Origin of the sequence: Thermomonospora catenispora, assembly GCF_006363815.1 — a bacterium.
GTDB lineage: Bacteria > Actinomycetota > Actinomycetes > Streptosporangiales > Streptosporangiaceae > Thermomonospora > Thermomonospora catenispora.
This window is the reverse complement of sequence record NZ_RRYT01000022.1, coordinates 61,574-85,578: the sequence shown is the minus strand read 5'-3', so window position 1 is coordinate 85,578 and position 24,005 is coordinate 61,574. Positions and strand designations below refer to the sequence as shown.

General features: G+C 73.3%; 20 protein-coding genes. 9 read left to right on the top strand and 11 right to left on the bottom strand.

Going from position 1 to position 24,005, the window contains the following annotated elements:
- The coding region (locus EIO00_RS24840) for a hypothetical protein (RefSeq protein WP_206664166.1) at positions 1-488 on the bottom strand (488 nt) is incomplete at its 3' end.
- A gap of 921 nt (positions 489-1,409) precedes the next feature.
- On the opposite strand from EIO00_RS24840, the gene EIO00_RS17430 reads away from it, so the two are divergent.
- Positions 1,410-2,156: an IclR family transcriptional regulator gene (locus EIO00_RS17430; RefSeq protein ID WP_277752892.1), complete on the top strand. Its 747-nt coding sequence runs from the start codon at positions 1,410-1,412 to the stop codon at positions 2,154-2,156.
- Here EIO00_RS17430 and EIO00_RS17425 read toward each other — a convergent pair.
- Positions 2,153-2,533 (bottom strand): YkvA family protein, encoded by a 381-nt coding sequence (locus EIO00_RS17425; protein WP_241661425.1) that lies wholly within the window; start codon positions 2,531-2,533, stop codon positions 2,153-2,155. The genes EIO00_RS17430 and EIO00_RS17425 overlap by 4 nt on opposite strands.
- A 343-nt stretch (positions 2,534-2,876) precedes the next feature.
- Between EIO00_RS17425 and EIO00_RS17420 the strand changes: the two genes are divergently transcribed.
- Positions 2,877-3,770 (top strand): alpha/beta hydrolase, encoded by an 894-nt coding sequence (locus tag EIO00_RS17420; RefSeq protein WP_140180274.1) that lies wholly within the window; start codon positions 2,877-2,879, stop codon positions 3,768-3,770.
- Between the two features lie 129 nt (positions 3,771-3,899).
- Here EIO00_RS17420 and EIO00_RS17415 read toward each other — a convergent pair whose 3' ends face one another.
- The 4 genes from EIO00_RS17415 to EIO00_RS17400 all read right to left on the bottom strand — a co-directional run bounded on the left by EIO00_RS17415 (position 3,900) and on the right by EIO00_RS17400 (position 7,684).
- Positions 3,900-4,415: a septal ring lytic transglycosylase RlpA family protein gene (locus EIO00_RS17415; RefSeq protein ID WP_140180272.1), complete on the bottom strand. Its 516-nt coding sequence runs from the start codon at positions 4,413-4,415 to the stop codon at positions 3,900-3,902.
- Positions 4,416-4,900: 485 nt separating this feature from the next.
- Positions 4,901-5,554, bottom strand: coding sequence for a hypothetical protein (locus EIO00_RS17410; RefSeq protein WP_140180270.1), 654 nt, complete (start codon positions 5,552-5,554; stop codon positions 4,901-4,903).
- 284 nt (positions 5,555-5,838) lie between these two features.
- Positions 5,839-6,942, bottom strand: coding sequence for a ferritin-like domain-containing protein (locus tag EIO00_RS17405; protein ID WP_140180268.1), 1,104 nt, complete (start codon positions 6,940-6,942; stop codon positions 5,839-5,841).
- A 190-nt stretch (positions 6,943-7,132) separates the two neighbouring features.
- Positions 7,133-7,684 (bottom strand): TetR/AcrR family transcriptional regulator, encoded by a 552-nt coding sequence (locus EIO00_RS17400; protein ID WP_140180292.1) that lies wholly within the window; start codon positions 7,682-7,684, stop codon positions 7,133-7,135.
- Between the two features lie 148 nt (positions 7,685-7,832).
- Between EIO00_RS17400 and EIO00_RS17395 the strand changes: the two genes are divergently transcribed.
- The gene (locus EIO00_RS17395; protein ID WP_140180266.1) at positions 7,833-9,155 is read left to right on the top strand and encodes a GH1 family beta-glucosidase; all 1,323 of its coding nucleotides are present in this window, start codon (positions 7,833-7,835) and stop codon (positions 9,153-9,155) included.
- On the opposite strand, the gene EIO00_RS17390 is transcribed toward EIO00_RS17395, so the two are convergent.
- The gene (locus EIO00_RS17390) at positions 9,145-13,242 is read right to left on the bottom strand and encodes a SpoIIE family protein phosphatase (protein WP_140180264.1); all 4,098 of its coding nucleotides are present in this window, start codon (positions 13,240-13,242) and stop codon (positions 9,145-9,147) included. The two genes, EIO00_RS17395 and EIO00_RS17390, sit on opposite strands and share 11 nt — an antisense overlap.
- A gap of 315 nt (positions 13,243-13,557) precedes the next feature.
- Here EIO00_RS17390 and EIO00_RS17385 point away from each other — a divergent pair, with 315 nt between their 5' ends.
- The 4 genes from EIO00_RS17385 to EIO00_RS17370 all read left to right on the top strand — a co-directional run bounded on the left by EIO00_RS17385 (position 13,558) and on the right by EIO00_RS17370 (position 17,539).
- Entirely contained in the window at positions 13,558-14,253 is a 696-nt protein-coding gene (locus tag EIO00_RS17385; protein WP_140180262.1) for an HAD family hydrolase, read from the top strand.
- Between the two features lie 131 nt (positions 14,254-14,384).
- Entirely contained in the window at positions 14,385-15,803 is a 1,419-nt protein-coding gene (locus tag EIO00_RS17380) for a PH domain-containing protein (RefSeq protein WP_140180260.1), read from the top strand.
- An 87-nt stretch (positions 15,804-15,890) separates the two neighbouring features.
- The gene (locus tag EIO00_RS17375; RefSeq protein WP_206664165.1) at positions 15,891-16,436 is read left to right on the top strand and encodes an RNA polymerase sigma factor; all 546 of its coding nucleotides are present in this window, start codon (positions 15,891-15,893) and stop codon (positions 16,434-16,436) included.
- Positions 16,433-17,539, top strand: a complete 1,107-nt coding sequence (locus EIO00_RS17370) for a CU044_5270 family protein (RefSeq protein ID WP_140180256.1) — start codon at positions 16,433-16,435, stop codon at positions 17,537-17,539. Before EIO00_RS17375 ends, EIO00_RS17370 begins: the two co-directional genes overlap by 4 nt.
- A gap of 282 nt (positions 17,540-17,821) precedes the next feature.
- On the opposite strand, the gene EIO00_RS17365 is transcribed toward EIO00_RS17370, so the two are convergent.
- On the bottom strand, positions 17,822-18,907 hold the full coding sequence (locus tag EIO00_RS17365) for a CapA family protein (protein WP_140180254.1): 1,086 nt from the start codon (positions 18,905-18,907) through the stop codon (positions 17,822-17,824).
- A 74-nt stretch (positions 18,908-18,981) separates the two neighbouring features.
- Complete coding sequence (locus EIO00_RS17360; RefSeq protein ID WP_175596257.1) at positions 18,982-20,061, bottom strand: CapA family protein; 1,080 nt, start codon at positions 20,059-20,061, stop codon at positions 18,982-18,984.
- Positions 20,062-20,545: 484 nt separating this feature from the next.
- Between EIO00_RS17360 and EIO00_RS17355 the strand changes: the two genes are divergently transcribed.
- Together EIO00_RS17355 and EIO00_RS17350 are read left to right on the top strand one after the other, a co-directional pair.
- Positions 20,546-20,995: a hypothetical protein gene (locus EIO00_RS17355; protein WP_140180252.1), complete on the top strand. Its 450-nt coding sequence runs from the start codon at positions 20,546-20,548 to the stop codon at positions 20,993-20,995.
- 305 nt (positions 20,996-21,300) lie between these two features.
- Positions 21,301-21,762, top strand: a complete 462-nt coding sequence (locus EIO00_RS17350; RefSeq protein WP_422100053.1) for a Fur family transcriptional regulator — start codon at positions 21,301-21,303, stop codon at positions 21,760-21,762.
- Positions 21,763-21,909: 147 nt separating this feature from the next.
- Here the strand turns inward: EIO00_RS17350 and EIO00_RS17345 are convergent, their stop codons facing one another.
- Both EIO00_RS17345 and EIO00_RS17340 read right to left on the bottom strand, forming a co-directional pair.
- A complete protein-coding gene (locus EIO00_RS17345) occupies positions 21,910-22,896 on the bottom strand; it encodes a hypothetical protein (protein ID WP_140180248.1) in 987 nt (328 codons plus the stop codon).
- A 73-nt stretch (positions 22,897-22,969) separates the two neighbouring features.
- Positions 22,970-23,950, bottom strand: a complete 981-nt coding sequence (locus tag EIO00_RS17340) for a hypothetical protein (RefSeq protein ID WP_140180246.1) — start codon at positions 23,948-23,950, stop codon at positions 22,970-22,972.
- Positions 23,951-24,005 lie beyond the last annotated feature (55 nt).

Here is a 24,005-nt window from a genome sequence, read left to right as displayed (position 1 = left end):
CGCCGCGGGGTCGTCCGGCGCCCGGCGCCGCCGGCCCGCCGGGGGCCGCCCCCCGGGGCCGCGTCGTCGTGCCCCCGGTCGTGCTCTTCGTCGTGTTCTTCGTCGTGCTCGTGGGCTCGTCCTTGGACGGGGTCTTCGGTGCGGCGCCCTCGGGTCCCGCCGTCGCGGGCACGGGCCGCGTCGGCGTCCCGTACGGAGAGGGGCGGACCGCGCCGGGCGCCCCGGGCGACCAGCGCGGCCGTCCGGGAGGCCGCCCCACAGCCCCCTTCGGCGGCCGGTGCGTCGTGGGCCGCCCGCCCGGCGCCGACGGGCCGACGGGCGCGGAGGGCCGGGCGAGGGGCGGCCTCGGCGTCGTCCTCGGCGTCGCCCCGGGCCTCGTCTTCGGCCTCGTCTTCGGCATCGTCCCCGGCGTCGTGCCCGGCGTCGTGCCCGGCCTCGTTCCCGGTCTCGTTCCCGGAGTCGTCCCCGGCTTGTCGCCGGGCGCCCACGGCCGCCGGGTCGACGCCTCGCCCGGGGGGCAGGACGGCTTGCCGGGCCGGCCGGTCGTCCCGCCGAACGCGCCGGGCGCGCCCTCCGGCCGGTGAGGCTTCGGCGACGGCGCCTGGTGCGCGGGGCGGCCCGAGCCGCCGGGGGCGGTCTGCGCGGCGCCCGGGCGGGGCGACCCCGCGGAGGGGCGGGAGGTCGAGGGGCGGGAGGAGGCGTGCGGGCCGGCCGCCTTCCCTGAGGCGGTCGCGGCGGGACGGTCGGGGGTGCGCGGGGTGGCGGGCGGCCTGCTCGGCCGGGACGGCCGGGCGGACGCGGAGCCGGCCGGGGCCGGGGCCCGGTGGGCGGGGGCGACGGTGGCGATCAGGGCGGGTGCGGCCGGACGGGTGGTGATCTCGAGGGTGCGGGCGGAGCTCAGGTCCCGCACCTGGCAGCGCAGGCCCGTTCCGTCGGGGGCGGTCCGGCAGAAGGCGGGCGGGTCGAGCCAGCCGACGGGGGTGGGGGAGGTGATGAGGAGGGTGACGTCGCGCGGGCCGGCGCCGTGCGGGCGGACGGTGACCGCATGGGCGGACAGGCCGGCGGCCGGGGCGGGGAGGCGTTCGGTGGTGGCGGTGGCCTCGCGCGGCACGGCGGAGGCCGGAACGGTGCCGCACGACAGGCCGCCCAGCAGGGAGGCGACCGCCCCCGCGCAGGCCAGAGTGCGTCCGAGTGCGAAGCGGGCCGGGTGCCCCGGTGTCACGATCGTCGTCCTTCCACCGTCGACCGGTAGCCGAGGGGTCGGCGCGTCTTGCGCCGGGCTCCGTCAGTATTGCCCGACGATCACCGGGGGTAACTCTCCGTATTCGTTTCGCACAGCGAAAATGAATCTCCGTAATATGGGGAGGCTCCGTTCTGGCAGCAGAACGGCCGGGGAGAGGAGTCGTCGGGTGGCGGAGGCCGTACGGTCCCTGGAACGCGCCTTCGAGCTGCTGGAGCATCTCGCCGACGCGGGGGGCGAGATGACGTTGTCGGAGCTGACCGAACGGTCCGGGCTGCCGATGCCGACGATCTACCGGCTGATGCGCACCATGGTCAATCACGGCTATGTGCGGCAGGCGCCGTCCAAGCGCTACGCGCTGGGCCCCCGGCTGATCCGGCTGGGCGAGAGCGCGACCCGGCTGCTGGGCCACTGGGCGCGGCCCGCGCTGGCCCGGCTGGTGGACGAGATCGGGGAGACCGCCAACATGGCGGTGCTGGAAGGGGACGCCGCCGTCTATGTGGCGCAGGTGCCCTCACGGCACTCGATGCGGATGTTCACCGAGGTCGGCCGACGGGTGCAGCCGCACTGCACGGGGGTGGGCAAGGCGCTGCTGGCGCAGCTTCCCGACGAGACGGTGCGGGAGATCATCGGGCGCACCGGGCTGGACGCGCACACTCCGCACACCATCACCGATCCGGACCGGCTGCTGGCCGAGCTGAAGCGGATCCGCGCCCAGGGGTACGCGATCGACGACGAGGAGCAGGAGGTCGGCGTGCGCTGCGTGGCGGTGCCGGTGCCGGGTTCCCCCGCACCCGCCGCGATCTCGGTGTCGGGGCCGTCGGGCAGGCTGACCTCTCCTCTGGTGGAGGAGGCGGTCCCGCTGATGCGGCAGACCGCCGAGCAGTTCGCCCGCGACCTGTCCCCGGCCGACTAGCCGACGGACCCCGTGACGGTCGCGGCGACGGGCTCGCCCACGGCCGGCCGGCCGCGCCGCCAGTGCAGATACTCGCCGGCCGCCGCGATCAGGGTGGTCGCCGCCCACATGGCCACGCCCAGGTCGTCGGCGACCCCGATCAGCGGGAGGACCTCCGGCAGCACGTCCACCGGCGAGATCACGTACACCAGGGCGAGCAGCAGCAGGGCGAGCCTGCGGTGTCCCAGTCCCGGGTAGTCCCCGCGCACGGTGTCGCGCAGCAGGCCCGGCACGGCCTCGATCCGTTCCCTCAGCCCGGGTGCGCCGGGCCGGTGGGTCTCGCGGTAGATGCGCCAGGCCTGGCCCGCCGCCACCGCCATCCGTCGTTTCCGGCGCACGGTCCCCTCCCCTCGTGCGGAACGTGGACGCGCCCCCGACGCGTCCACGCTTCCATACGACGTTCCAGCGGCCCGGTTTGTTCCCTTCCGGGCGCTCGAATGCAGGACACGGTTCCGTCGTCCGTGCTGGGCGGGAAAGGGGGGATCCTCCGAAGTCCGGACGGGCGGGCTCGGCGGAGCCGTGGATGAGTTCTGTCCGCTTCACCGGAAAAGACCTCTTCAGCTGGGCTCGTTTCTTCCACCCGGCCGCCCCGGCGGCCCGTCCGCCCGGTTTAATGGAGCCTCGGCACGGCGCCGCCGGACGACCCCCAGGAGCAGACGAGGATTGATGAGTGCCGACCGGATGACTCTGTCCCGTGCCGGTACGGCGGCCGATGTGCACTATCTCGCGCTGCCGCCCACCGCCGTCGACGCCCGTCCCTCCGGGGCGACCCGGCTGGCCGTCGTGTGGCACGGCTTCGGCCCGCCGCGCACCCCGGCGGCCATGGCGGCGGCCGTGCCGATGACCGGCGTTCCCGTCTGGCGGGTCTACCTGCATCTGCCGGCCCCCACCGGTGCGCTGCCGCCGGCGGGTCTGGGCGGCGAGACGGCGGTGGTGGACTTCGCCGAGACGGTGGAGCGCGCCGCCGAGCGGTTCTCGGACGTACTGGAGGAGCTCCGCCGCGATCTGGAGCTCGCCGAGGGGCCGGTGGCGCTGGCCGGGTTCTCGGCGGGCGCCGCGGTGGCGATGCTGGTGCTGGCGTCCGCCGCGGTGCCGGTGAGCGCCGCCGCGTTCGTCGCCCCGATCGCGGCGCCCGCCCGCACCATGGCGCAGGTCATCAAGGAGACCGGCCGCCCCTATGCGTGGACCGGCCCCTCCCGGGAGGCGGCCGACCGGCTCAACCTGCCGGCCCGGGCCGCCGAGCTGGCCCGGCCCGGCGCGCCGATCCTGCTGGTCGCCGGCTCCGGCGATCCGCTCGTGCCGGCGTCCGAGGTCACCCGGCTGGGCGAGCGCCTGACCGAGCAGGGGGCCGTGGTGGAGACCACGACGGTGCAGATGGCCCACGCCCTGACCGCCGAGCCGGGGGTGGACCCGGTCCCGCCGATCCAGGAGGCGGTGAGCGTGGACACCGTCCTCACCGAGTGGTTCCGCCGGCATCTGGCCACCGTCACCGCTCCGGCCGAGGGCGCGGCCCCCTCGCTGCTGCAGACCTACCCGGACGGCGTCCCGATCAGCGCCGGGCCGCAGCAGGACTGAGCCCGCCGGCGGGGGCGGCCACGGCGCGGCGCCGGGCGGGGAGCGGGAGGCCGCGCACCGCCCGAGTCGGCGGCCTCCGGCCGCCTCGGGCGGACGGGACCGGCCGGGACCGGCCCCCGGCGGGGAGGATCAGCTCCCGGCGAGGACCTGGTAGCGGACCGGGATCACCCCGGCGCCGATGCCTCCCACGGCGCGCATGGCGGCGCGGGAGAGGTCCAGGCAGCGCCCGGCGACATAGGGGCCGCGGTCGTTGATGCGGACGATCACGGACTCGCCGTTGTCCCGGTTGGTGACCCGGACCCGCGAGTGCATGGGGAGGGTCCGGTGGGCGGCGGTGAACCCGTCGGGGTCGAAGCGCTCGCCGCTGGCGGTGGACTGCGGCGTCCAGTAGTAGGAGGCCCGGCAGGTCCCGGTGCCGATGACGCGATGCTTCGGCTTGCTCGGTCCCTTGCCCCTGCGGAGCGCCCGGGCGGATGCGGGTCCCGACCGCGGGTTCGCCGTGGGGGCCGCCGGATCGGTCTCGGGGGGACGAGGAGAGCGCGACGGGGAGGATTCCAGGGCGCCGGCCGCGGCCCAGGCCCCGGTGGCGGCGACCGGGGCGGCCACGGAGGAGACGAGCAACAGGGTGCGGAGACGGGCGCGCACGAACGGATCCTTTGATCGGGGACAGGACGGCGGACGCCTGCGGCCGGGCGCCGGCGAGCGGTCGATCCGCTCGGGCGCCGCCGAGGTGTCGGCACGCTTGGTGCGTGCTCATCGTGCGTCCCGCGTCATCGCGGCGCATCGCACAAGGCGTCCGGTGAACGCGGCACCGGGCATTCCTCGCGGGGCCGCGCACAAGTCCTGAACCGTAGGACCTGCATGCCGTGCAGGACACCTTATGGGCATCTTTTGTGGCATTTATCACGCGGTTTGTTACTCGATCGATATCGCACTTGTGCGCACGGTGAGCAGATCAAGATCTGATCACGACGCGCACATCGACGCCCATCTCGATCAGGTAACACAACAATGCCCATAAGGAAAGACAAAAGGCGTGCACCCGGGAACGGACCCGGGCGCACGCCCTGTGACCTGGCGTTCTGCTGTGCTCGCCGATGCGCTCGGCCGATGTGCTCGACCCGCCGTGCTCAGCTTCCCAGAGCGGACTGGCCGAGGGAGACGTAGGGGATGGTGAGGCCCGGGGAGCCCGGGGAGTCCGGCCGGGGCGCGCCCGACAGGCCCACCGGCAGGCCGCCCAGGAGCGCCGGCGTCGAGGTGTAGACGCCGGGCTTGGGCGGCGATCCGACCGGGCCGACCTGCGAGTTGCTCAGCGAGCCCTGGAGAAGGCTGCCGAGGAGATCGCCGGCCGGGTCGGTGGCCGAGTCGGCGGCGTGCCGCCGGTCCCCCGTCCGCACCGTGCCGCACTGCGGGGCGGGAGCGGCCTTCCCGGTCGTGGCCCGGTGCGCCGTGAGGTCGGAGAGCAGGTCGCGTTCGGCCAGGAGCGAGCACCTGGGCACCGACGCGTCCAGCCCGAGCTGCTGGGCGGCGGTGGTCAGCGCGCTGCCGTCCAGGCTGGTCAGCGGCAGCACCTCCAGGGTATGGGGCTGCGACGCGGGCTTGGGCTTGGTCCGGGCGAGCTGGCCGACCACCTTGGCGTGCGGCCGGACCGCGCCGGTGGCGCTGTCGACGAGGCCGTTCACCGCGGGCACGGTGTCCATCACGGTGTCGATGAGCGGCCCGGTGGGCTCGGCGGCCCGGGCCGGGGCGAGCGCCGCCGCCGACACGACGATGGCCGCGGCCATCGGAGCCAGCATGGACGCCTTGCACAGAAGGCTGACGGTTCGATTCATCGTTCCCCCCGAGGAAAAGGCATGTTCGTGCCGCGGCCATGGCGGCACCATCGAGCGGGCACGCTAGTACATCCGCCGACCCGGCACAACGAATTCTGCTGCAATTTGACGGGCAACGGAGATCAATGCAAATCGATCAGCCGCCGGGTTTCTCCGGAGACCGCCGCGAAATATCCGGAGCGGCATAAGAAAAGGGGCGTTCCGACGATGCCGGAACGCCCCGGGGAAGGCCTGGACTACTCGGAGCCGAGCGCGATGGCCTCTTCGACCTCCTTGCGGCGTTCGGCCAGCTCACGCTCGTGCCGCTCGGCGTCGTACCGCTCGGCGATCTCCTCGTCCTGCCGCATCAGGGCCTCCAGGTCGGCCTTGGCGTTGTCCAGCACGCCCATGTCGGCGTAGGCGGCCTGCACCTTCTCGCCCCACAGCCCGATGTCCTTGACGATCGGCACGATCCGGCTGAACAGCAGCGACTGGTACAGCGTGAACATCTGGGACTTCTCGACGTACTCCATGCACCGGTCCACCGGGAGCCCGAGATTCTCGAAGACCTCCCGGCCGGTGAACCGGTCCCGCATCAGGTAGCAGCCCTCGACCACGAATTCCTCGCGCTCGGCCCGCTCCTTGCTGGTGAGCTCCTTGTAGTAGTCCTTGAGCGCCAGCCGGCCGAAGGCCACGTGCCGCGCCTCGTCCTGCATGACGTAGGCGAGGATCTGCTTGACCAGCGGGGTCGTCGCCATGTCCCGGTACAGCCCGAACGCCGCCAGCGCCAGCCCCTCGATGAGCACCTGCATGCCCAGGTAGGGCAGGTCCCAGCGACTGTCGTCGAGGGATTCGGCGAGCAGCTTCGCCAGGTCCTGGTTGATCGGGTAGTACATCCCGATCTTCTCCCGCACGAACCTGGAGTACAGCTCCACATGCCGCGCCTCGTCCATCGCCTGAGTGGCGGCGTAGAACTTGGAGTCCAGGTCGGGCACCGACTGCACGATCCGCGCCGAGACGTTGAGCGCGCCCTGCTCGCCGTGCAGGAACTGGCTGAACAACCAGGAGCCCTGGTGCCGGCCGAACTCCTCGCGCTCGGCCTCGGACATCTTCTCCCAGATGTCCGAACCGAACAGGGGGTTGAAGTTCTCCGGGAGCCCGGCCACATTGGTCGGATCGACCTCCTGGTCCCAGTCGATCCGCAGCTGGGCGTCCCACTGCTTGTCCTTGCCCTTTTGGTACAACGCCAGCAGCCGGTCCCTGCCGTCGTCGTACTCCCAGGTGAAACGGGTGGCGCCGGCCATCGGAACGTCCCAGGTCTCTTTGGGGACGTCACGGACGTAATACTCGAACGAGCTCACAGGAAAGGCCTCCTCGGCTCTTGGGCGGGGGCGACGGCACACTCACCGCTTTACACCTCTTCCTAGCATGTAAAGTGTGGCGCAGGCCATACTTCAGGGCCGGTGAACTCATACTGTGACCACCCGGTCATAGCGGGTGCACGCCGATGGACCCTCATCGACCGGGCAAGGGCGACGCCGCTCTGCGACGTCACTCCGCGAACACGTCCGCCAGATATCCGTGGATCATGCGCTTGGCCTCGGCGATGATCTGCGGATCGCCGTCGGGATCGGCGCGGAAGGCCATCTTGAGCACGGCGTCGGCGGCCTCCACGGCGATGGCCACGGCACGGGCCATCTGCGGGGTGTCGGCGACGCCGAAGGCGTCGACGACCAGCCGGCGCAACCGGGCGGCGACGACGGTGTTGTTGTCGGCGGCGGAGTCCAGCAGGTTGACGTCGGCGACGTCCCCGAAGCGCAGCACGCGGAAGCCGGGGACGGTGCGGTTCATCTCGACGAAGATGTCGATGATCGCGCCGACCGTGTCCGACCAGTGCGCGAACTCCTGCTCCTCCAGCAGCCGCGTCACCCGCTCCCCGAACATCTCCAGATTGCGCAGCGCCAGCGCCTGGGCGACCGCGCGCTTGTCGGGGAAGAACTGGTAGACCGACCCGATCGCCACGTCGGCGCGCTGGGCGAGGCGCGTGGTGGACAGCCCGTCATAGCCGTCCTCGTCCAGGATCTCGGCGCAGGCGTCGAGCATCCGCTGCACGCGCTCGGCGCTGCGGCGCTGGGCGGGACGGCGGCGGAGCGGAGTGGGCCGGGTCGTCGTCACGGTCCCATTCTTCCCTGCCCGGCCCGCTGCCATGACGGACATAGAATGTGAACGATCTTCATATTCGGAGGGTGTCATGCCGTTCCCCGCCCATTTCCGCTGGGGCGTCGCCACCGCCGCCTACCAGATCGAAGGCGCGACCACCGAGGACGGGCGCGGCGAGTCGGTGTGGGACGTGTTCTGCCGCACCCCCGGCCGGGTCCGCGACGGCCACACCGGCGAGGTGGCCTGCGACCACTACCACCGCTGGCCCGAGGACCTCGCGCTGATGGCGGACCTGGGCGTCGACGCCTACCGGTTCTCCATCGCCTGGCCTCGGATCCAGCCGGACGGAACGGGCCCGGCCAACCCGCGCGGGCTGGACTTCTACGACCGCCTGGTGGACGCGCTGCTGGACCGCGGGATCACCCCGTTCCCCACGCTGTTCCACTGGGACCTGCCGCAGGCCCTGGAGGAGGAGGGCGGCTGGCTGAACCGCGACACCGCCCACCGCCTCGCCGAGTACGCCGCCCTGGTGGCCCGGCGGCTGGCCGACCGCGTCGAGCACTGGATCACGCTGAACGAGCCCGTCGTGGTCACCGCCTACGGGTACGCCCTGGGCGTCTACGCGCCCGGCCGCGCCCTCCTGCTGGACGCCCTGCCCGCCGGGCACCACCAGCTCCTCGGGCACGGGCTGGCGGTGACGGCCCTGCGCGCCGAGGGGGCGCGGCGGGTGGGGCTGGCCAACCACTACTCGCCCGTCTGGGCCGCCGCGGAGGACGATGAGGCCGACCGGCGCGCGGCCGAGGCCTTCGACGTCTTCATGAACCGCTGCTACACCGAGCCGGTGGTCCGCGGCCGCTACCCGGACCTGTCCGTGCTGGGCGGGCCGGACCCGGCCTCCTACGTCCGCGACGGGGACCTGGCGGCGATCGGGGCCCCGGTGGACTTCCTGGGCGTCAACTACTACAACCCGACCAGGGTGAAGGCCCCCGCCCCCGGCGACCCCCTGCCGTTCGAGCTCGTCCCCGTCGAGGAGCACCCGGTCACCGGCATGGGCTGGCCGATCGTCCCGGACGCCCTCCTGGACCTGCTGCGGACCCTGCACCGGACCTGCCCGGGCGTCCCGCTCTACATCACCGAGAACGGCTGCGCGTTCGACGACTCCGTCCACGACGAGGAACGGATCGACTTCCTGGCCCGCCACATCGACGCCGTCCGCGCGGCCGTGGCAGAGGGGGTCGACGTCCGCGGCTACTTCGTGTGGTCCCTGCTGGACAACTTCGAGTGGGTCGAGGGTTACCACGCCCGGTTCGGCCTGGTCCACGTCGACTACGCCACCCAGCGGCGGACCCCCAAGGACTCCTACGCCTGGTACCGCGACCACATCGCCCGCTCCCGCGGCGCGGTCACCGGGTGACCCGGGTGCGCATGCGCACGGTCGTCCCCGACGTGTCGTGCTCGATGGCGACGTCCTGCATCAGCGCGCGGATCAGGTAGAGCCCCCGGCCGTGCAGGCCGTCGTCGGCCGGGCGGCTCCGCTGCCAGCAGCCGGTGTCGCTGACGGCGACCTCCAGCTCGTCGCCGGTGAGGGAGGCGGTCAGCCTGGCCCGGCCGCCCTCGGCGTGCTGGGCGACGTTGGCGCACGCCTCCCCGGCGGCGGTGAGCACGTTGTGCACCATCAGCGGGTGCAGCTCCATCTCCCCCATCCAGGCGCGCAGGGCGGCCCGGACCCGCGCCAGCTCCACCGCCTCGGCCCGGAACGGCACGTCCACCCCCACCGGCCGGCGGAACAGCAGCAGCGCCACGTCGTCGTCGTAGCCGCCGGGCGGGCTCAGCCGCGTCATGAGCCGGTCCGCCAGCTCCTCCACCGGCAGGTCGCGGTCCTCGCGGGTCACCGCCACGGCCCGGTCGATCCCCGCGTCCAGCACCTGGTCGCGGCGTTCCACCAGCCCGTCGGTGTACAGCACCAGCACGGTCTCGGGCGTGAGCAGGCAGCGCCCGCCCGGCCGGTCCCGGCCGGGCAGCACCGCCAGGGGCAGGCCGCGCCCCTCCTCCAGCGGCTCCACCCGCCGGTCGGCGTGCACCTGGAAGGCGGGCAGATGACCGGCGCTGCTGTAGGTCATCTCCCCCGTCCGCTCGTCGAGCACGCAGCACAGCGCCGTCGCGCCCAGCGCCCCGCGCGTCATGGCGGTGAAGTCGTCCAGCGCGGCCAGCGTCCGCGCCGGGTCGCGGAGCTGCGGCAGCAGGGCCCGGCAGGCGCTGCGGAGCTGCCCCATCACGGTGGTGGCCGGCACCCCGCGGCCCACGCAGTCCCCGACCACGATCCCGACCAGCCCGTCGGAGAGGTCGAACACGTCGTACCAGTCCCCGCCGACCTGCAACGGCCGGGCCGCCGGCTCGTACCGGACGGCGAACCCGGCCGGCAGGTCGGCCGGGTCCAAGATGGTGCGCTGCACCTCGATGACGACCTCGCGCTGCTGCTCGGCCAGGCCGATCCGCTGCACCGCCTGCCCCAGGTATCCGCACAGCGCCACGAGCAGGGCGTGGTCCTCCGAACCGAACGGCCGGTGCGGGTTCGGTTCGATCCACAGCACCATCGGCCCGCCGTGATGCTCCAGCCGCACCCCGATCCCCATCGGGTCGGTGAACGTCACCGGACGCAGCGGCGGCAGGGCGCGGACCTCCTCGACGGCGGAGCGGATCCCGCCGGGCAGCTCCTCCCACACCGGGTCGGCGTCCGCCGCGAGCGGGTGCGGCCGGCCCGGTTCGTCCCAGGTGACGGCGAGCACCTGCGGGCTCTCCCACAGCTCCGCCAGCTCCTCCAGCGCCGCCCGCACGCTGCCCGACAGGGTGTCGGTGTCCGACAGCCGCAGGCTCATGTTGGCCAGCGCCATGTCGTGCTGGATCGCGGTCCGTTCGGCGGTGACGTCGCGGAAGGTCGCCAGCACCCGGCGCTCCCCGGTGTCGGGGGTGTAGATCTCGGTGTGCACCAGCACCGCCCACAGCCGGTGGCCGTCCCGGTGCGTGACCGGGACGAGCAGGTTCCCGCTCGTCCCCCGCATCATCTCCGCGAACGCCTCGGTGGCCTGGCGATGCGCCGCCGGGTCGTCGTCCTCCCCGGGCCACCACGGATGCGGCGTCCGGTACGGCAGCCCCTCGGGGCCGTACCCGAGCAGCGTCCGGCAGGCGGTGTTGGCCTCCACCACGGTGCCGTCGTCGTCCAGCACCATGACGGCCTCCTGCAGCGATTCGAACAGTGCGTCCCGCCATTCGGCGCTGCGGTTGCGCAGCCGCGCCATCTCCACGTTCGCCCGCACCCTGGCCAGCAGCTCCGCCGCCGAGAACGGCTTGACCAGGTAGTCGTCGGCCCCGGCCGCCAGCCCCTGCACCGAGGAGGCGGGGGCGGCCAGCGCCGACAGCAGCAGCACCGGCACCCGGGCGGTGCGCGGATCGACCCGCAGCTCGGCGACCAGCTCCAGACCGTCCATCACCGGCATCATCACATCGGCGATCACCAGGTCGGGCGGGTCGGCCCGGGCGGCCCGCAGCGCCGCCAGCCCGTCGCCCACCGTGTCGACCCGGTATCCGGGGCGCAGCAGCCGCCGCAGATAGGCGCGCATGTCCCGGTTGTCGTCGGCGACCAGCACCCGGGCCGGGCCGCCGACCCGGGGCGCGGCCGCGGGGACCGGGTCGGGCGCCTCCTCCCACTCCCGTCCGGGGTCCTCCGGCAGCCAGCGCAGCGCCTCCGCCACGAACGGATCCACGTCGGCCGAGACCCCGGCCGCAGGCCGCGTCGGGGAGGCCGGGCCGCCGTCCGGCGGGCGGCGGGGACCGAACGGGATCCGCACGGTGAACGTGGTGCCCTCGCCCTCGGCGCCGTGGGCGTCGATCGTCCCGCCGTGCAGCCGCACCAGCTCCCTGACCAGCGCGAGCCCGATCCCGCTGCCCTCGTGCGAGCGGGCGCGAACGGGCCGCAGGCGCTGGAACCGTTCGAACATGCGGGGGATGTCCTCCGGCGCGACGCCCACCCCGGTGTCGGACACCCGCAGCACCGCGTGCCCGTCCTCGGCCCGCAGCCGCACCTCGATCGCGCCTTCGAAGGTGAACTTCAGGGCGTTGCTGAGCAGGTTGAGGACGATCTTCTCCCACATGTCGCGATCCACGTGCACCGGCTCGGGCAGCGGCGGGCAGTCCACCACGAGCCGCACCCCCGCCCTCTCCACGGCGGCGCGGAACACCCCGGTCAGGTCGGCGGTGAACACGGCCAGGTCGACCGCCTCATAGTGCGCCTGCATCCGGCCCGCCTCGATGCTGGAGAAGTCCAGCAGCGAGCCCACCAGCTTCTCCATCCGCAGCATGCTGCGGCCGATGGTCTCCACCTCCTCGCGCACCGCCGGGTCGGCGTCGTACGGCAGGTCGCTGCGCAGCTCCTCCAGCGAACCGGAGATCAATGTGAGCGGGGTGCGGAACTCGTGGCTGACGTCGGAGAAGAACACGGTCTTGGCGCGATCCAGCTCCGCCAGCTCCGCCACCCGCCGCGACTGCGCCTGGTAGGCGACCGCCCCGTTCAGCAGCGCCGCCGCCTGCTGGGCCACCCACACGAAGAACGCGCGGTACCGGCGGTCCATCGGGCGTCCCGCGCCGGCCGCCAGCACGAGGGCGCCGATCGTCTCGGTGCGCCGCTCCCCGTGCAGCGGCAGCACCATCGCCTCGCGCGGCGGGGCGTCCCAGTCCCCGGCGGGCAGCCGCTCGGTCACCCGCTCCACCACGCGGGGACGGCCGGTGCGCATCACCTCGGCCACCGGCCAGGACGCGCCGGAGGCGGCGCCGGGCGGCGAGGTGCGGACCGGCTCCGGATCCCGGCCCAGGTAGATCGCCGCGAACGGCACGTCCCGAGGGTCGCGCCCCAGCACCTCGACGACCCAGTCGCAGGCCGCCGTGACGTCCCCGATCACCCCGCCCGGCACGCTCAGCGCGTGCAGCGCGACCAGCCTGCGCTCCTGCACCACCTGCCGGGTGGTCTCGGTGGCCACGACGAGCACCCCGCCGACCGGTGAGTCCTCGCCGTGCAGCGGGCTGCAGGAGAGCGTCCAGTACGTCTCCTCCCGAAGGCCGTCCCGAAGGCCGTCGCGGCGCAGCGGCAGCAGCAGGTTCCGCTCCCAGACCGTCTCGCCGGTCTCCAGCACCCTCCGCAGCAGCGGCCCGACCCGGTCCCAGACCTCCGCCGGCCACACCCGCTCGCCCGCGGCGCCCAGCGCCGCCGGATGCCCGGCCCCCAGCAGCGGCAGGGCGGCGTCGTTGTAGAGGCAGTGCAGCCGCGGCCCCCAGAAGACGGCCATCGGATGCCGGGCCGTCAGACAGGCCCGGCTCACCTCCCGCAGCCCGGCCAGCCACGTCGCCGGATCCCCCAGCGCGTGCCCGTCCCAGTCGTGCTCCCGCATCCGCCGGGCCATCTCCCCGTCCCCGGGGAAGACCCCGCGCCCCGCGGCCCGTTCCTTCCTCATCCCTCTCCCGGACGCCGTCGACCGGCTGCCCTTACCCTCTCTGACCGGCCTAAACGCTCCGTTGACCGGGACATGAAGCAGCGCGTCCCGGCCGCCGCCCACGCCGGGACGCCGCGATCGGGCGCCCCGGGCCGAGGCGGGCGGAACACCGATGAGGGCGCCGGCGCGCAGCCGTCGCATGAGACCGCCTCGCACGGCCGTCCTGCCCGGCCGTGCGAGGCGGCCGAGCCGACCGGGCCGAACCGCGCCGCACCAGGGGCGCCCCGCCTCGATTCCGGCCCGGACGGCGCCGTCGCCGCGTTTTAAGGTCAAGGCATGGTGAAGGCGGTGCTGTGGGATTTCGACGACACGATCCTCGACTACTCCAGTTCCGATCGGGCCGGGATCATGCGGCATCTGGCGGCGGAGGGACTGCCCTGCGACGAGGAGGCGTTCGCCCGGTGGCGGAGCGTCACCGATCGGGAGTTCGCGCGTTTCCTGGCCGGTGAGCTGACCTTCCAGGAGCAGCGCAGGGAACGGGCGCGGGCGATGACGGGGGCTCCGCTGAGCGACGCCGAGGCGGACGCCTGGTTCGCCCGCTACCTGGCGTTCTTCGAGGAGACGTGCACCGCTTTCCCGGACGTGGTGCCGGCGTTGGACGCGCTGCCCCATCGGCATGCGATCCTGTCCAATTCCAGCACCGCCCATCAGGAACGGCGGCTGGCCTCGCTGGGGCTGCGGGACCGTTTCGAGGTCCTGCTGTGCACCGACGAGATCGGCCGTGCCAAACCCCACCCCTCGGCGTTCCTGGCCGCCTGCGACATCCTGGGCCTGAGCCCTGAGCAGGTCGTCTATGTCGGCGACAAACTCGACGTGGACGCGCTGGGCGCCCGCGACGCCGGCCTGCACGGCGTCTGGCTCGACCGTTCCGGTTCGGCCGTCCCGCTCCCCGACGGCGTGCACCGCATCACCTCTCTGGCCGAACTCCCCGCCCTTCTTCAGGCATTGAGCGGGGAAGGAGCATCGCGGTAGCTTTGGGCGAATTGCGTTCACTCCACCGGAGGTCGGGCGGCGGCCCGTCGTGACTGACCGTGGACGCTGAGCGTGGAGTTTTCCGGTGCCCGGAGAATCGACCTCCGGTCGAAAAAGAGCGGGAAGCGCCGATGTCGGTCACGAACTCCCAGGAAACGCCGCCGCCGGTGCGCAGGGCCGCGCCGGGGGCGATCGCGCTCGCCGCCGTGACGGTCGCCGGGCTGACCGCGCTGAACGCATGGTGGGCGAGCATCATGCCCCCTCTGCTGGTGTACTCGCTGCCGCCGCTGGCGGTGACGGCGCTGGCCCTCGTGCACACCCTGCGCTACCGAGTGGTCATCGACGAGGGCGGGATCCGCATCAGGGGCCTCACCGGTGAGAAGTCCATCCCCTGGCCGAACGTCATCGGCGTGCAGGCCGCCGCCGGCACCGAGGGCACCGTGGTGGTCGACCTCCGCGACGGCTCGTCGCTGGTGCTGCGGGAGCTCCCCGTCCCGCCGGGCGGCACCGACGCACTGGTCGCCGAGATGCGGAGGCGGGCCGGGCTCTCCGAGCAGCGGCCGGAGAGCAGGTGGTACGCAGGCCGCCCCTCCCGCCGGCCGCTGGCGTGGGCGTTCCCCATGCTCGCCGTCTCGACGGCGTTGGTGCTCGTCACGTTCTACGGGGTGATCGAGGGATACGGCGCGGCGACGGTGTTCGGGATCGGGCTCGCCGGGGTCTGCTACCACGTGCGGCTGATCCTGCTGTTGCTCTACGGCCGCACCGAGGCCGGACCGAACGGGCTGTACAACCGCTCGGCGCTCGCCGTCAAGCGCCTGGACTGGAAGCAGGTCAAGCGGCTGGAGGTCGTGCGGTCGCCGTTCGGCCACCGGATCATCGCGGTGCCCCACATGGGCGCCAACGTCGCGCTGGCCGCTCCCCGCACGGGCCTGGCCGCCCGCGGACCCGCGTTCGACGACGCGTTCGACACGCTGCTGACGACGGCCCCCCGGGCCCCGGAGTGCAAACGAAGGGCGCAGCCGCGGCTGTGGTACCCCGCGCTCGTCGTCCTGTTCGTCCTGGCGCTGCTGGGCCTGGAGGACCCCCGCAAGGAGCCCTGGTGGCCCACCCGCCACGAGGCCGCCTCCCTCCCCGACCCCTGCGCCGTCGTCGACCCCGCCGCCGTCCGGCGGATGGTGCCCGACGCCCGGCCGCCCGACAGGGCGGATCACACGTCGCTCGGCTATGAGGAGCTCACCTGCCGGTGGCACCAGACCGCCTTCTCGATCGGACTGGAGATCGAAATCCGCAGATATTTCAGGAACGGCGGTGTCGGCGCCACCGAGGCGGCCGAGCGGCGGATGAGCGTCCTCCGCGACCAGTCGACCGAAACCGTCACCGGCCTGGGCGATGAGGCGTTCCGCCGGAACGACGACGGCCACGTGCCCCGGCTCCGCGAGATCTGGGCACGCCGCGCCAACGTCATCGTCCACATCAAGCTCGAAGCCAAAGACCCCGCCGACGTCGACGCGCCGGCGCGCCGCGCCCTGGAGTCGATCGAACTCCGCTGAACGGCCCTGGAACCGCCCGACCGGAGCGGACACGAAAGGGGCATGAACCCTCCCCAACCCACGGATGCGGCTCTGTGGAGCCGCGCGATGGGCGGTGACGAGCATGCCTTCGGCGAGCTCTTCGACCGACATGCCCGCGCCGTCTACAACTACTGCTTCCGGCGAACGGCGGACTGGTCGGTCGCCGAGGACCTGACCTCGGTGGTCTTCCTGGAGACCTGGCGGCGTCGCGACCAGGTCCGCATGAACGGCGACTCGCTGCTGCCCTGGCTGTACGGGGTCGCCACCAACGTGCTGCGCAACCACCGGCGGAGCCTGCGCCGGCACCGGGACGCGCTGGCGCGGCTGCCGCTTCCGGCGACGCCGGACGAGACCGAGGACGCCGCCGCGCGCGTGGACGCCGAGCGCCGGATGCGGGAGGTCCTGGAGTCGATCAGGTCGCTGCCGCGCCGGGACCAGGAGGTGCTGGTGCTGTGCGTCTGGGAGGGCCTGGGCTACGCCGAGGCCGCCGAGGCGCTGGGCGTACCGGTCGGCACCGTCCGTTCCCGGTTGGCCCGCGCCCGGGAACGCCTGCGGCGCAGCGGACACACCAAGGGAGCAACCGTCAGCCTTCTGCCTGAGGAGACCGCATGAACCTGCCACCCGAGCCCCGGGACATGCCCGCCGGCCGGCACGCGGCGCGCCGGGCCCACCTGATGCGGGAGATGACCGCCCACGCCCCGATGAGGCGCCGCCGGCTGCTGCCCATCGGCGCCTTCACCGCGGTGCTCGCCGGCGGGATCGCCGCCGCCCTGGTCATCGCCCCCGCCACGAGCGTCGGCAACAGGCCGCCGGCCGCCGGCGCCGAGGCGGCCGAGGTCTTCCACCGCGCCGCGGACGCCGCCGAGGCCAATCCCGATCCCGCCCCCCGGCCGGGTCAGTTCCTGTACGTCGAGTCCCGTGAGGTCCATGCCGCCGCCGCGGACCATCCGGCCTCCGTCAGCCGGCGCAAGGTGTGGCTGCCCGCCGACCGCAGGGGTCCCGGCCTGCTGCTGTCCGACATGGGCGAGGGCGGGAAGTGGGGCCGCGCCTGGCTGTGCACCAACAGGGAGCTGTCCCGCGAGGAGTCGTCCGCCGCGCGCCCGCCGGCCCGCTGCGACTACCACCACCCGGTCGTCAGGACCGACCTGCCCACCGACCCGGAGCGGATGCACGCCTGGCTCTACCGCAACAGCCGGGGCGGCAACCCGCCCGACGTGCAGGCGTTCATCACGGTCGGCGACACCCTCCGGGAGGCGTACGTGCCGCCCGCGGCGCTGTCGGCGATGTTCAAGGCGGCGGCGCGGATCCCCGGCGTCACCGTCACCGACCGGGCGCTGGACTTCGGCGGGCGGAAGGGCATCGCGGTCGGCCAGACCTGGCAGGGCGTCCGCCACGAGCTGATCTTCGACGCGAGCACCTACCGGCTGCTGGGCGAGCGCCAGGTCGTGGACCACGACGCCTCCTTCCGGCCCACGGGCGGCGCCACCCCGCTCTCCCCCTCGGGCGAGCCCACGGACCTGCCCAGCGCCGACCCGCGCACTCCCGCCCCCACCCTTCCGCCCGACCGTCCTTCGGACGAGACGGACCTGCCCAGCGCCGTTCCCACGGGCGAGCCCACGATGCCGCCGTCCAACGCGTGGAAGGAGGGCACGGTGCTCTACCAGTCGGCGACGGTGCGGACCGCGGTCGCCGAGGAGATCGGCCGGACCCCGTGACCCCGGTCGGCCCGCCGGGACACGGGCCACGCCCCCGAGGTCGCCTCGGGGGCGAAGCAAGACGATGAAGGGCGATGAAGGGCGATGAAGAAGGCGGCCGCCGGATCCCGTCCGATGTGGATCCGGCGGCCGTCTTCTGCCGCCGTACGGTCACCCCGGTCTGCGGCGCTCCCCGGCCGGGTGTCCGCTCCAGGCTCTCCGAGGCGTCTGCGGGTCCCGCCCGGCGGGCGACGCCTCACCTCACCGGCGGGGACGCCGGAGCCGGTCCGATGACCGGTCCGGTCACGGCCTGGCCGTCAGGCCGGTGCAGCGGCGCAGGCCGTTCCAGCGCTGGAGCTCGGCCCGGGCCTCCTGACCGGTGAGCAGCCGCGGCAGGCCCCCGACGATGCGGGCCGGCCTCCACACCGCCTTGGTGACCTTGCCGTCGTCGACGGTCAGCTCCAGGACCCCGGTGTTGGCGGTCTGCCCCCGGGCCGAGTAGAAGACGAAGTTCCCCAGGCCGTAGTGGACGTAGGCGCCCTTGCGGAAGCCGCCGCCGAGCGGGATGTGGGCGTGGCCGCCGACGAGGATGTCCGCCCCGGCCTCGATGAGCCGGTCGGCCAGCTCCTGCTGCCGCGGCAGCGGGCACGGCTGGAGCTCGGCCCCCCAGTGCAGGAAGACCACCACGATGTCGGAGCCCTTGCGGGCCTCCTCGACGGCCTGGACCATCCGGTCGACCACCTTGGCGGAGGCCAGGCCGCCCTTGGTGTCGGTGGCGGTCCACGCCTGGATCAGATGGTCGTCGAGCACCTGGGTGGCGGCGACCACGGCGAGCTTGTTGCCCTTGACGGTGGTCCGGTACGGCTTGTAGGCCTCCTCGGCGTTCCTGCCGACGCCCAGGACGGGGAAACGGGACTGTCGGATGGCCCGCAGGGAGTCGCGCAGCCCGGACTCCATGTAGTCCATGCCGTGGTTGTTGGCCAGCGAGGCCGCGTCCACCCCGGCGGCCTTCAGCGCGGTGATCGCCGAGGGCGGGGCGCGGAAGACGAACTGCTTGGCCGGGGCGGGGGTGCCGCCGGTGGTGATGGCGGTCTCCAGGTTGACCATCGTGAAGTCGGCCCTGCGGAGGGTGCTCGCGATCGGGCCGAGGGCGGTCCGCGGGTTGTTCAGCCGCGCCCGGAGGTGCCCCTCGAAGTGCACATCGCCGGCGAACGCCAGCGTGATCGGCTGCTTGGCGGGCTCGGCCGGGGTCTGCGGGCCGGTCGTGCCGGCCGAGGGGGAGACCTGCGGCCGGGTGTCCCCCTGGGCCTGCGAACCGCCGCCACCGCACGCCGTGGCCGCCAGCGCAAGCCCCACCAGGGCCGCCGTCGCGGCGCTCACCCGTCGCACCTGGTCTTCACCTCCGCAGACGAAAGTCGCCCAAGCTTAGCCACAGTTCAGGACGCTCCACAGCCGCTGTGCGATTACGCGGGCCGGGCGGTGACGTCGGCGCAGGAACGCAACCCCTCCCAGCGCCTGCGGGCCTGCTCGGCCTCGGCCCCGGTGAGCGGACGCGGCACGCCCCCCTCGATCACCGCGGGGGTCCACACGGCGTCGGTGACCGCGGAGTCCCTGGGCCGCCGCCGGTCCGTCTCGGGGGTGAACGTCAGGGTGAGCACGCCGGTCTGCCCGGTGGTCGGCCCGGAGTTGTAGAAGACGAAGTTGCCGAGCCCGTAGTGGACGTAGGCGTCCTTGCGGTAGCCGCCGGCCTGCAGCACGTGGGCGTGCCCGCCGACCACCGCGTCGGCCCCGGCGGCCACGAGCCGGTCGGCGAGCCGCCGTTGCGCGTCGGTGGCGCACTGCTCCAGCTCGCGCCCCCAGTGCACGTACACGATCACCACGTCGTGGTCCCGGCGGGCGCTTCGGACCTCCTGGACCAGGCGAGGCGCGTCCTTGGCGGAGGCCAGGCCCGGCTTGGCGTCGGTGGCGGTCCACGCCTGGATCAGATGGTCGTCGAGCACCTGCGTCGCCCCGATGATCGCGATCTTGGTGCCTTTGACGGTCGTGCTGTAGGGCCGGTACGCCTCCGCGGCGTCGCCGCCGATCCCCACGACGGGGAAGTTCGCCTGCCTGGCCGCGGCCAGCGAGTCGCGCAGCCCGGACTCGCCGTAGTCCATGCCGTGGTTGTTGGCCATGCTCGCCACGTCCACCCCGGCGGCCCGCAGCGCCCGGAAGGCGGTCGGCGGGGCGCGGAACACGAACTGCTTGGGGGCGGGGGTGCCGCCGGTGGTGACGGCGGTCTCCAGATTGACCACGCTCAGGTCGGCGTCGCCCAGATGCGGGGCGATCGCCTCCAGCACCGTGTCGGGGTTCGCCTCCAGCCGGCTGCGGATCTGCCCTTCGAAGTGCACGTCCCCGCCGAACGCGACGGTCACCGGCCGGGCGTCCCGGCGGCCGCCGCCGGTGCCCTCGTCGAGGGCGTGGGACAGCGGCCCGCATCCGGCCGTCAGCGTCATCGCCGCGAGCGCGGCCCCCGCCTTCACGGTGCGCAGCCGGCTCCCCATCGTTCCGCCTCCCCGCGCCGCCGGTCCGTTTCGCCTGGTCGGCAGTTTGGATGCGCGGCCGGGGGGCCTGGTTCGCCGGGTGAACGCCGAGGTGCCGCCTTTGTGTCCTCCGGGTCGCATCCACTCGCCGGCGGGGCGGCGGGGGTGCGCCGGACCGGTGCCGTCCCGTGGCCGAAGCCCGCCCACCGGGCGAACATCGTCCGGCCGTGCCGTCTCCCCTCCCGGGACGAGGGGCGCTCCCTGTCCCACGGCCGCCGTCCGCGGGACAGGGAGCGGTCTTTCGGGTGCGTCTCGAAGGGCGGAGCGATGAATGAATTCACTTCCGCTCGCGTTCTGATGCACCCTGAAAACCGCGCGAACGAACGGCCTCGAAACGGAGCCGGGACATCGTCGCCCAAGGCCGGACACGCCTCCTGAGCGCGCATTCCGTCCGCTCGCCGTCGACCCTGCCGTCTTTTCACCGCTCGACCGGGAAAGGCGGGCCATGGGGCTGGACAACATCCCTCACCGCCATCCCTGCGAGGCGGGCGGCACCGCCGTGCGCGCCCCCGAGGGGGGCGTCGACTGCCGGGCCGCTCAACAGGCGGGCGGGTGTCCATGGGTGAACACCCGCCTCGGCGAAGGCGCGGTCTACGGCCCCCTCGGCACCGACTGCCGGTGGCGCGGCGAGGTCGGCCATCGGATCGTCCTCACGTCGGAGGCCGCGGGCGCGGAGCCGCCAGGCGACCTGTGGTGCGACGTCTACGGACGGAACGGCCGTCTCACTCCCGAGTACTGCATCGCCCTCGCCGAGTGGCCGGAGGAGCACGGCGAGCTCTATCTGAGCCTCGTCGAGCCCGAGGAGCGCGAGAAGGAGGCGAAGACCTACCGGCACATGGTCCGGTGGCTGCGCTGGGTCGCCGAGCACTGCGACGGCGCCGACGCCCGGTTCTGACGTCCGGGAGGCGGGACGGCCGCCCCGCCCCACCGTGTCCTCGCCCCGTCCGCAGGCGTCGCCGGACCGTTCGAGTGGGCGAACGGGGTCGGCCGGTACGATGCAGTCGCGCGTCCTCCGGGCGCGGGTCCGGCCGCCCCGTCACCGCATCGAGGACGAGATCGACCGGCGGTGGGGACCGTCACCGCGGCCCGCCGAGCCTGTCCCCGTGTGGACGATCACATAACCCCCGGCAACCGCCGTAAAGCCCGAAAGATACCATGATGTCATCAATAACTTGATCTAGTCAGGTTTAGGAGCATGGAGTGTCCCCCGTGACCACCCCCCGGCACCCTCACGAGCCGCCCGCACCGGCCGATGCGCTGCGAAGCGTCGGCCTGCGCGTCACGGCGGCGCGTGTCGCGATCCTGGAGGCCGTGCGCGACGGCGACCATCTGGCCGCCGACGCCGTGGCCGACCGGGTCCGGGAACGGGTGGGGACCGTCTCGACCCAGGCCGTGTACGAGGCCCTCAACGCGCTCACCGAGGCGGGTCTCATCCGCCGGATCGAACCCGCCGGCAGCCCCGCCCGCTACGAGGGCCGCATCGGCGACAACCATCACCATCTGGTCTGCCGCGCCTGCGGCACGGTCACCGACGTCGACTGCGTCGTGGGCGACGCCCCCTGCCTGGACCCCGCCGACGACGCGGGCTACCAGGTCGACGAGGCGGAGGTCATCTTCTGGGGCCTGTGCCCCGCGTGCCGGCCGGCGGTCTCCGGCTCCTGACGCCGCCGCCCCCTCTCCCCGGCGCCGGCGCATCGCCCTTCCACACCGCCGACCAGGCCGGCGCCCCCGCAGATCCTCGCGATGCGCCGCGGAGGCGACGACCGACGCCCCGCGGCCCGGCGGGTCGCCGACGCCTCCGGCGGCGCCTCACAGACGTTCGGCCAGCTCGGCGGCGAGCCGCCGCACCTCGGCCCACTCCCGGGGAGTCGGATCGATCTGACGGTGGGCGGTGAACAGAGGGTGCAGCCTCGCGCTCGGGTCGCCGATCCTCTGCACGAGCTTCATCATGCGGGGCACCGGGTCCTCGCCGAGGCTCCGGCCCACCGACTCCACCAGCTCCTCCAGGGCGCCCTTCAAATCCAGCGGAGGGAACGTCACCGCGCCCCCGCAGCGCGCCTCCTGCTCCTCATACCGGTCCCCGCAGAACCGCACCCGCCACCCGGGCCACAGGTCAGGCAGCGCGGGGACCAGACCCGTGCTGGTGCCGGTCAACCAGGCCTCGACCGTGCGCTCCCGGACGTCGACGTGCAGACCGCTCTCCGGCGGCACGGGCAGCTCCAGGCCGTGCAGCCCCGGCCCGGGCAGCCGCTCCAGCAGAGCCGGCCCCTGCCAGCCGGTATGGCAATCGCCCATCAGCGGATAGACGGTCAGCTCACCATCGGCGTCCCGAACGGTGAGCAGATGACAGCCCTCCTCCGGATCGAACAGCTCATCCGGCATGATCTGCTCTTCGTCATCGACCTGGCGGACCACCGACCGGTCCACCCCCACCGCGGCGGCCAGATCACCGATCCCGTCATAGGCCCAGCGGATCTCCCATCCCGGCCAGGTCAGCTCCAGCAACCGCAACAAGGCCCGCTTGGGCGCGATGTCCAGCGCCAGGTCGTCGCCGTAGAAGAGGAGCTGGCGCGCGGTGTGGTCCACCACGGCGCCGCCCTCGGCCCACACATCGTCCAGCCAGTCGTGCTCCCGATCGGGGCACACGTGCTGCGCCTCGATGAACCGGGTCGCCGCCGCCGGACCGGCGATCAGGATCCGGCTCACCCGATTGGCGGCCCAATGCGAATAGTGCAGCCGCCACCCCTCCTCGTCCACCAGCACGAAATTGGCCCGCTGCCCCATGCCGGCGATCACTCCGAAAAAATCACAGGCCGCTCGATGCGATGAAAAGCAGGGCCGGCCGAACGCCCGTGACCCGATCGGCGCCTCACAGGCGTTCGGCCAGCTCGGCGGCGGACCGCAGCACCTCGGCCCACTCCTGGGGAGTCGGATCGACCTGCCGATGGGCGGTGAACAGAGGGTTCAGCTCCATGTCCTGACCGGCGGCGTGCCGGCGCACGAGATCCAGCATGTCGGGCACCGGATCGTGGCCGAGCCTTCGGCTCACCGACTCCACCACTTCCTTCAGCGCCCCTCTCAGGTCGAGGGCGGGGAACGTCACCGCGCCGCCGCAGCGCGCCTCCTGCTCCTCGAACCGGTCTTCGCAGAACCGCACCCGCCAGCCGGGCCACAGCCCGGGCAGCTCGGGGACCAGACCCGTGCTGGTGTAGCCCAGCCAGGCCTCGACCGTGCGCTCCCGGACGTCGACGTGCAGACCGCTCTGCGGGGGTTCGGTCAGCTCCAGCGTGCGCAGCCCCTGCTCGGGCAGCCGCTCCAGCAGGGCCGGCCCCTGCCAGCCGGTATGGCAATCGCCCATCAGCGGGTAGACGGTCAGCTCGCCGTCGGCGTCCCGGACGGTGAGCAGATGAGTGTCCCAATCCGGCCCGGTCTCCAGCTCCTGCGGCATGCGCCGCTCGTCCTCGTTGGCCTGGCGGACCACCGACCGGTCCACCCCTACCGCGGCGGCCAGATCACCGATCCCGTCATAGGCCCAGCGGATCTCCCACCCCGGCCAGGTCAGCTCCAGCAACCGCAGGAACATCCGTTTGGGCGCGATGTCCAACATCAGGTCGTCGCCGTAGAAGACGAGCCGGCGCACGGTGTGGTCCACCACGGCGCCGCCCTCGGCCCACACATCGTCCAGCCAGTCGTTCTCCCGGTCGGGACACGGTCGCTGCGCCTCGATGAACCGGGTCGCCGCCGCCGGACCGGCGATCAGGATCTGGCACACCTGATTGGCGGCCCAATGCGAGTAATGCAGCCGCCATCCCTGATCGTCCACCACCACGAAATTGGCTCGTTGCCCCATACCGATGATCATTCCGGAAGCGCCGCCGGCCGCTCAACGCAAAAACGACGGCCGG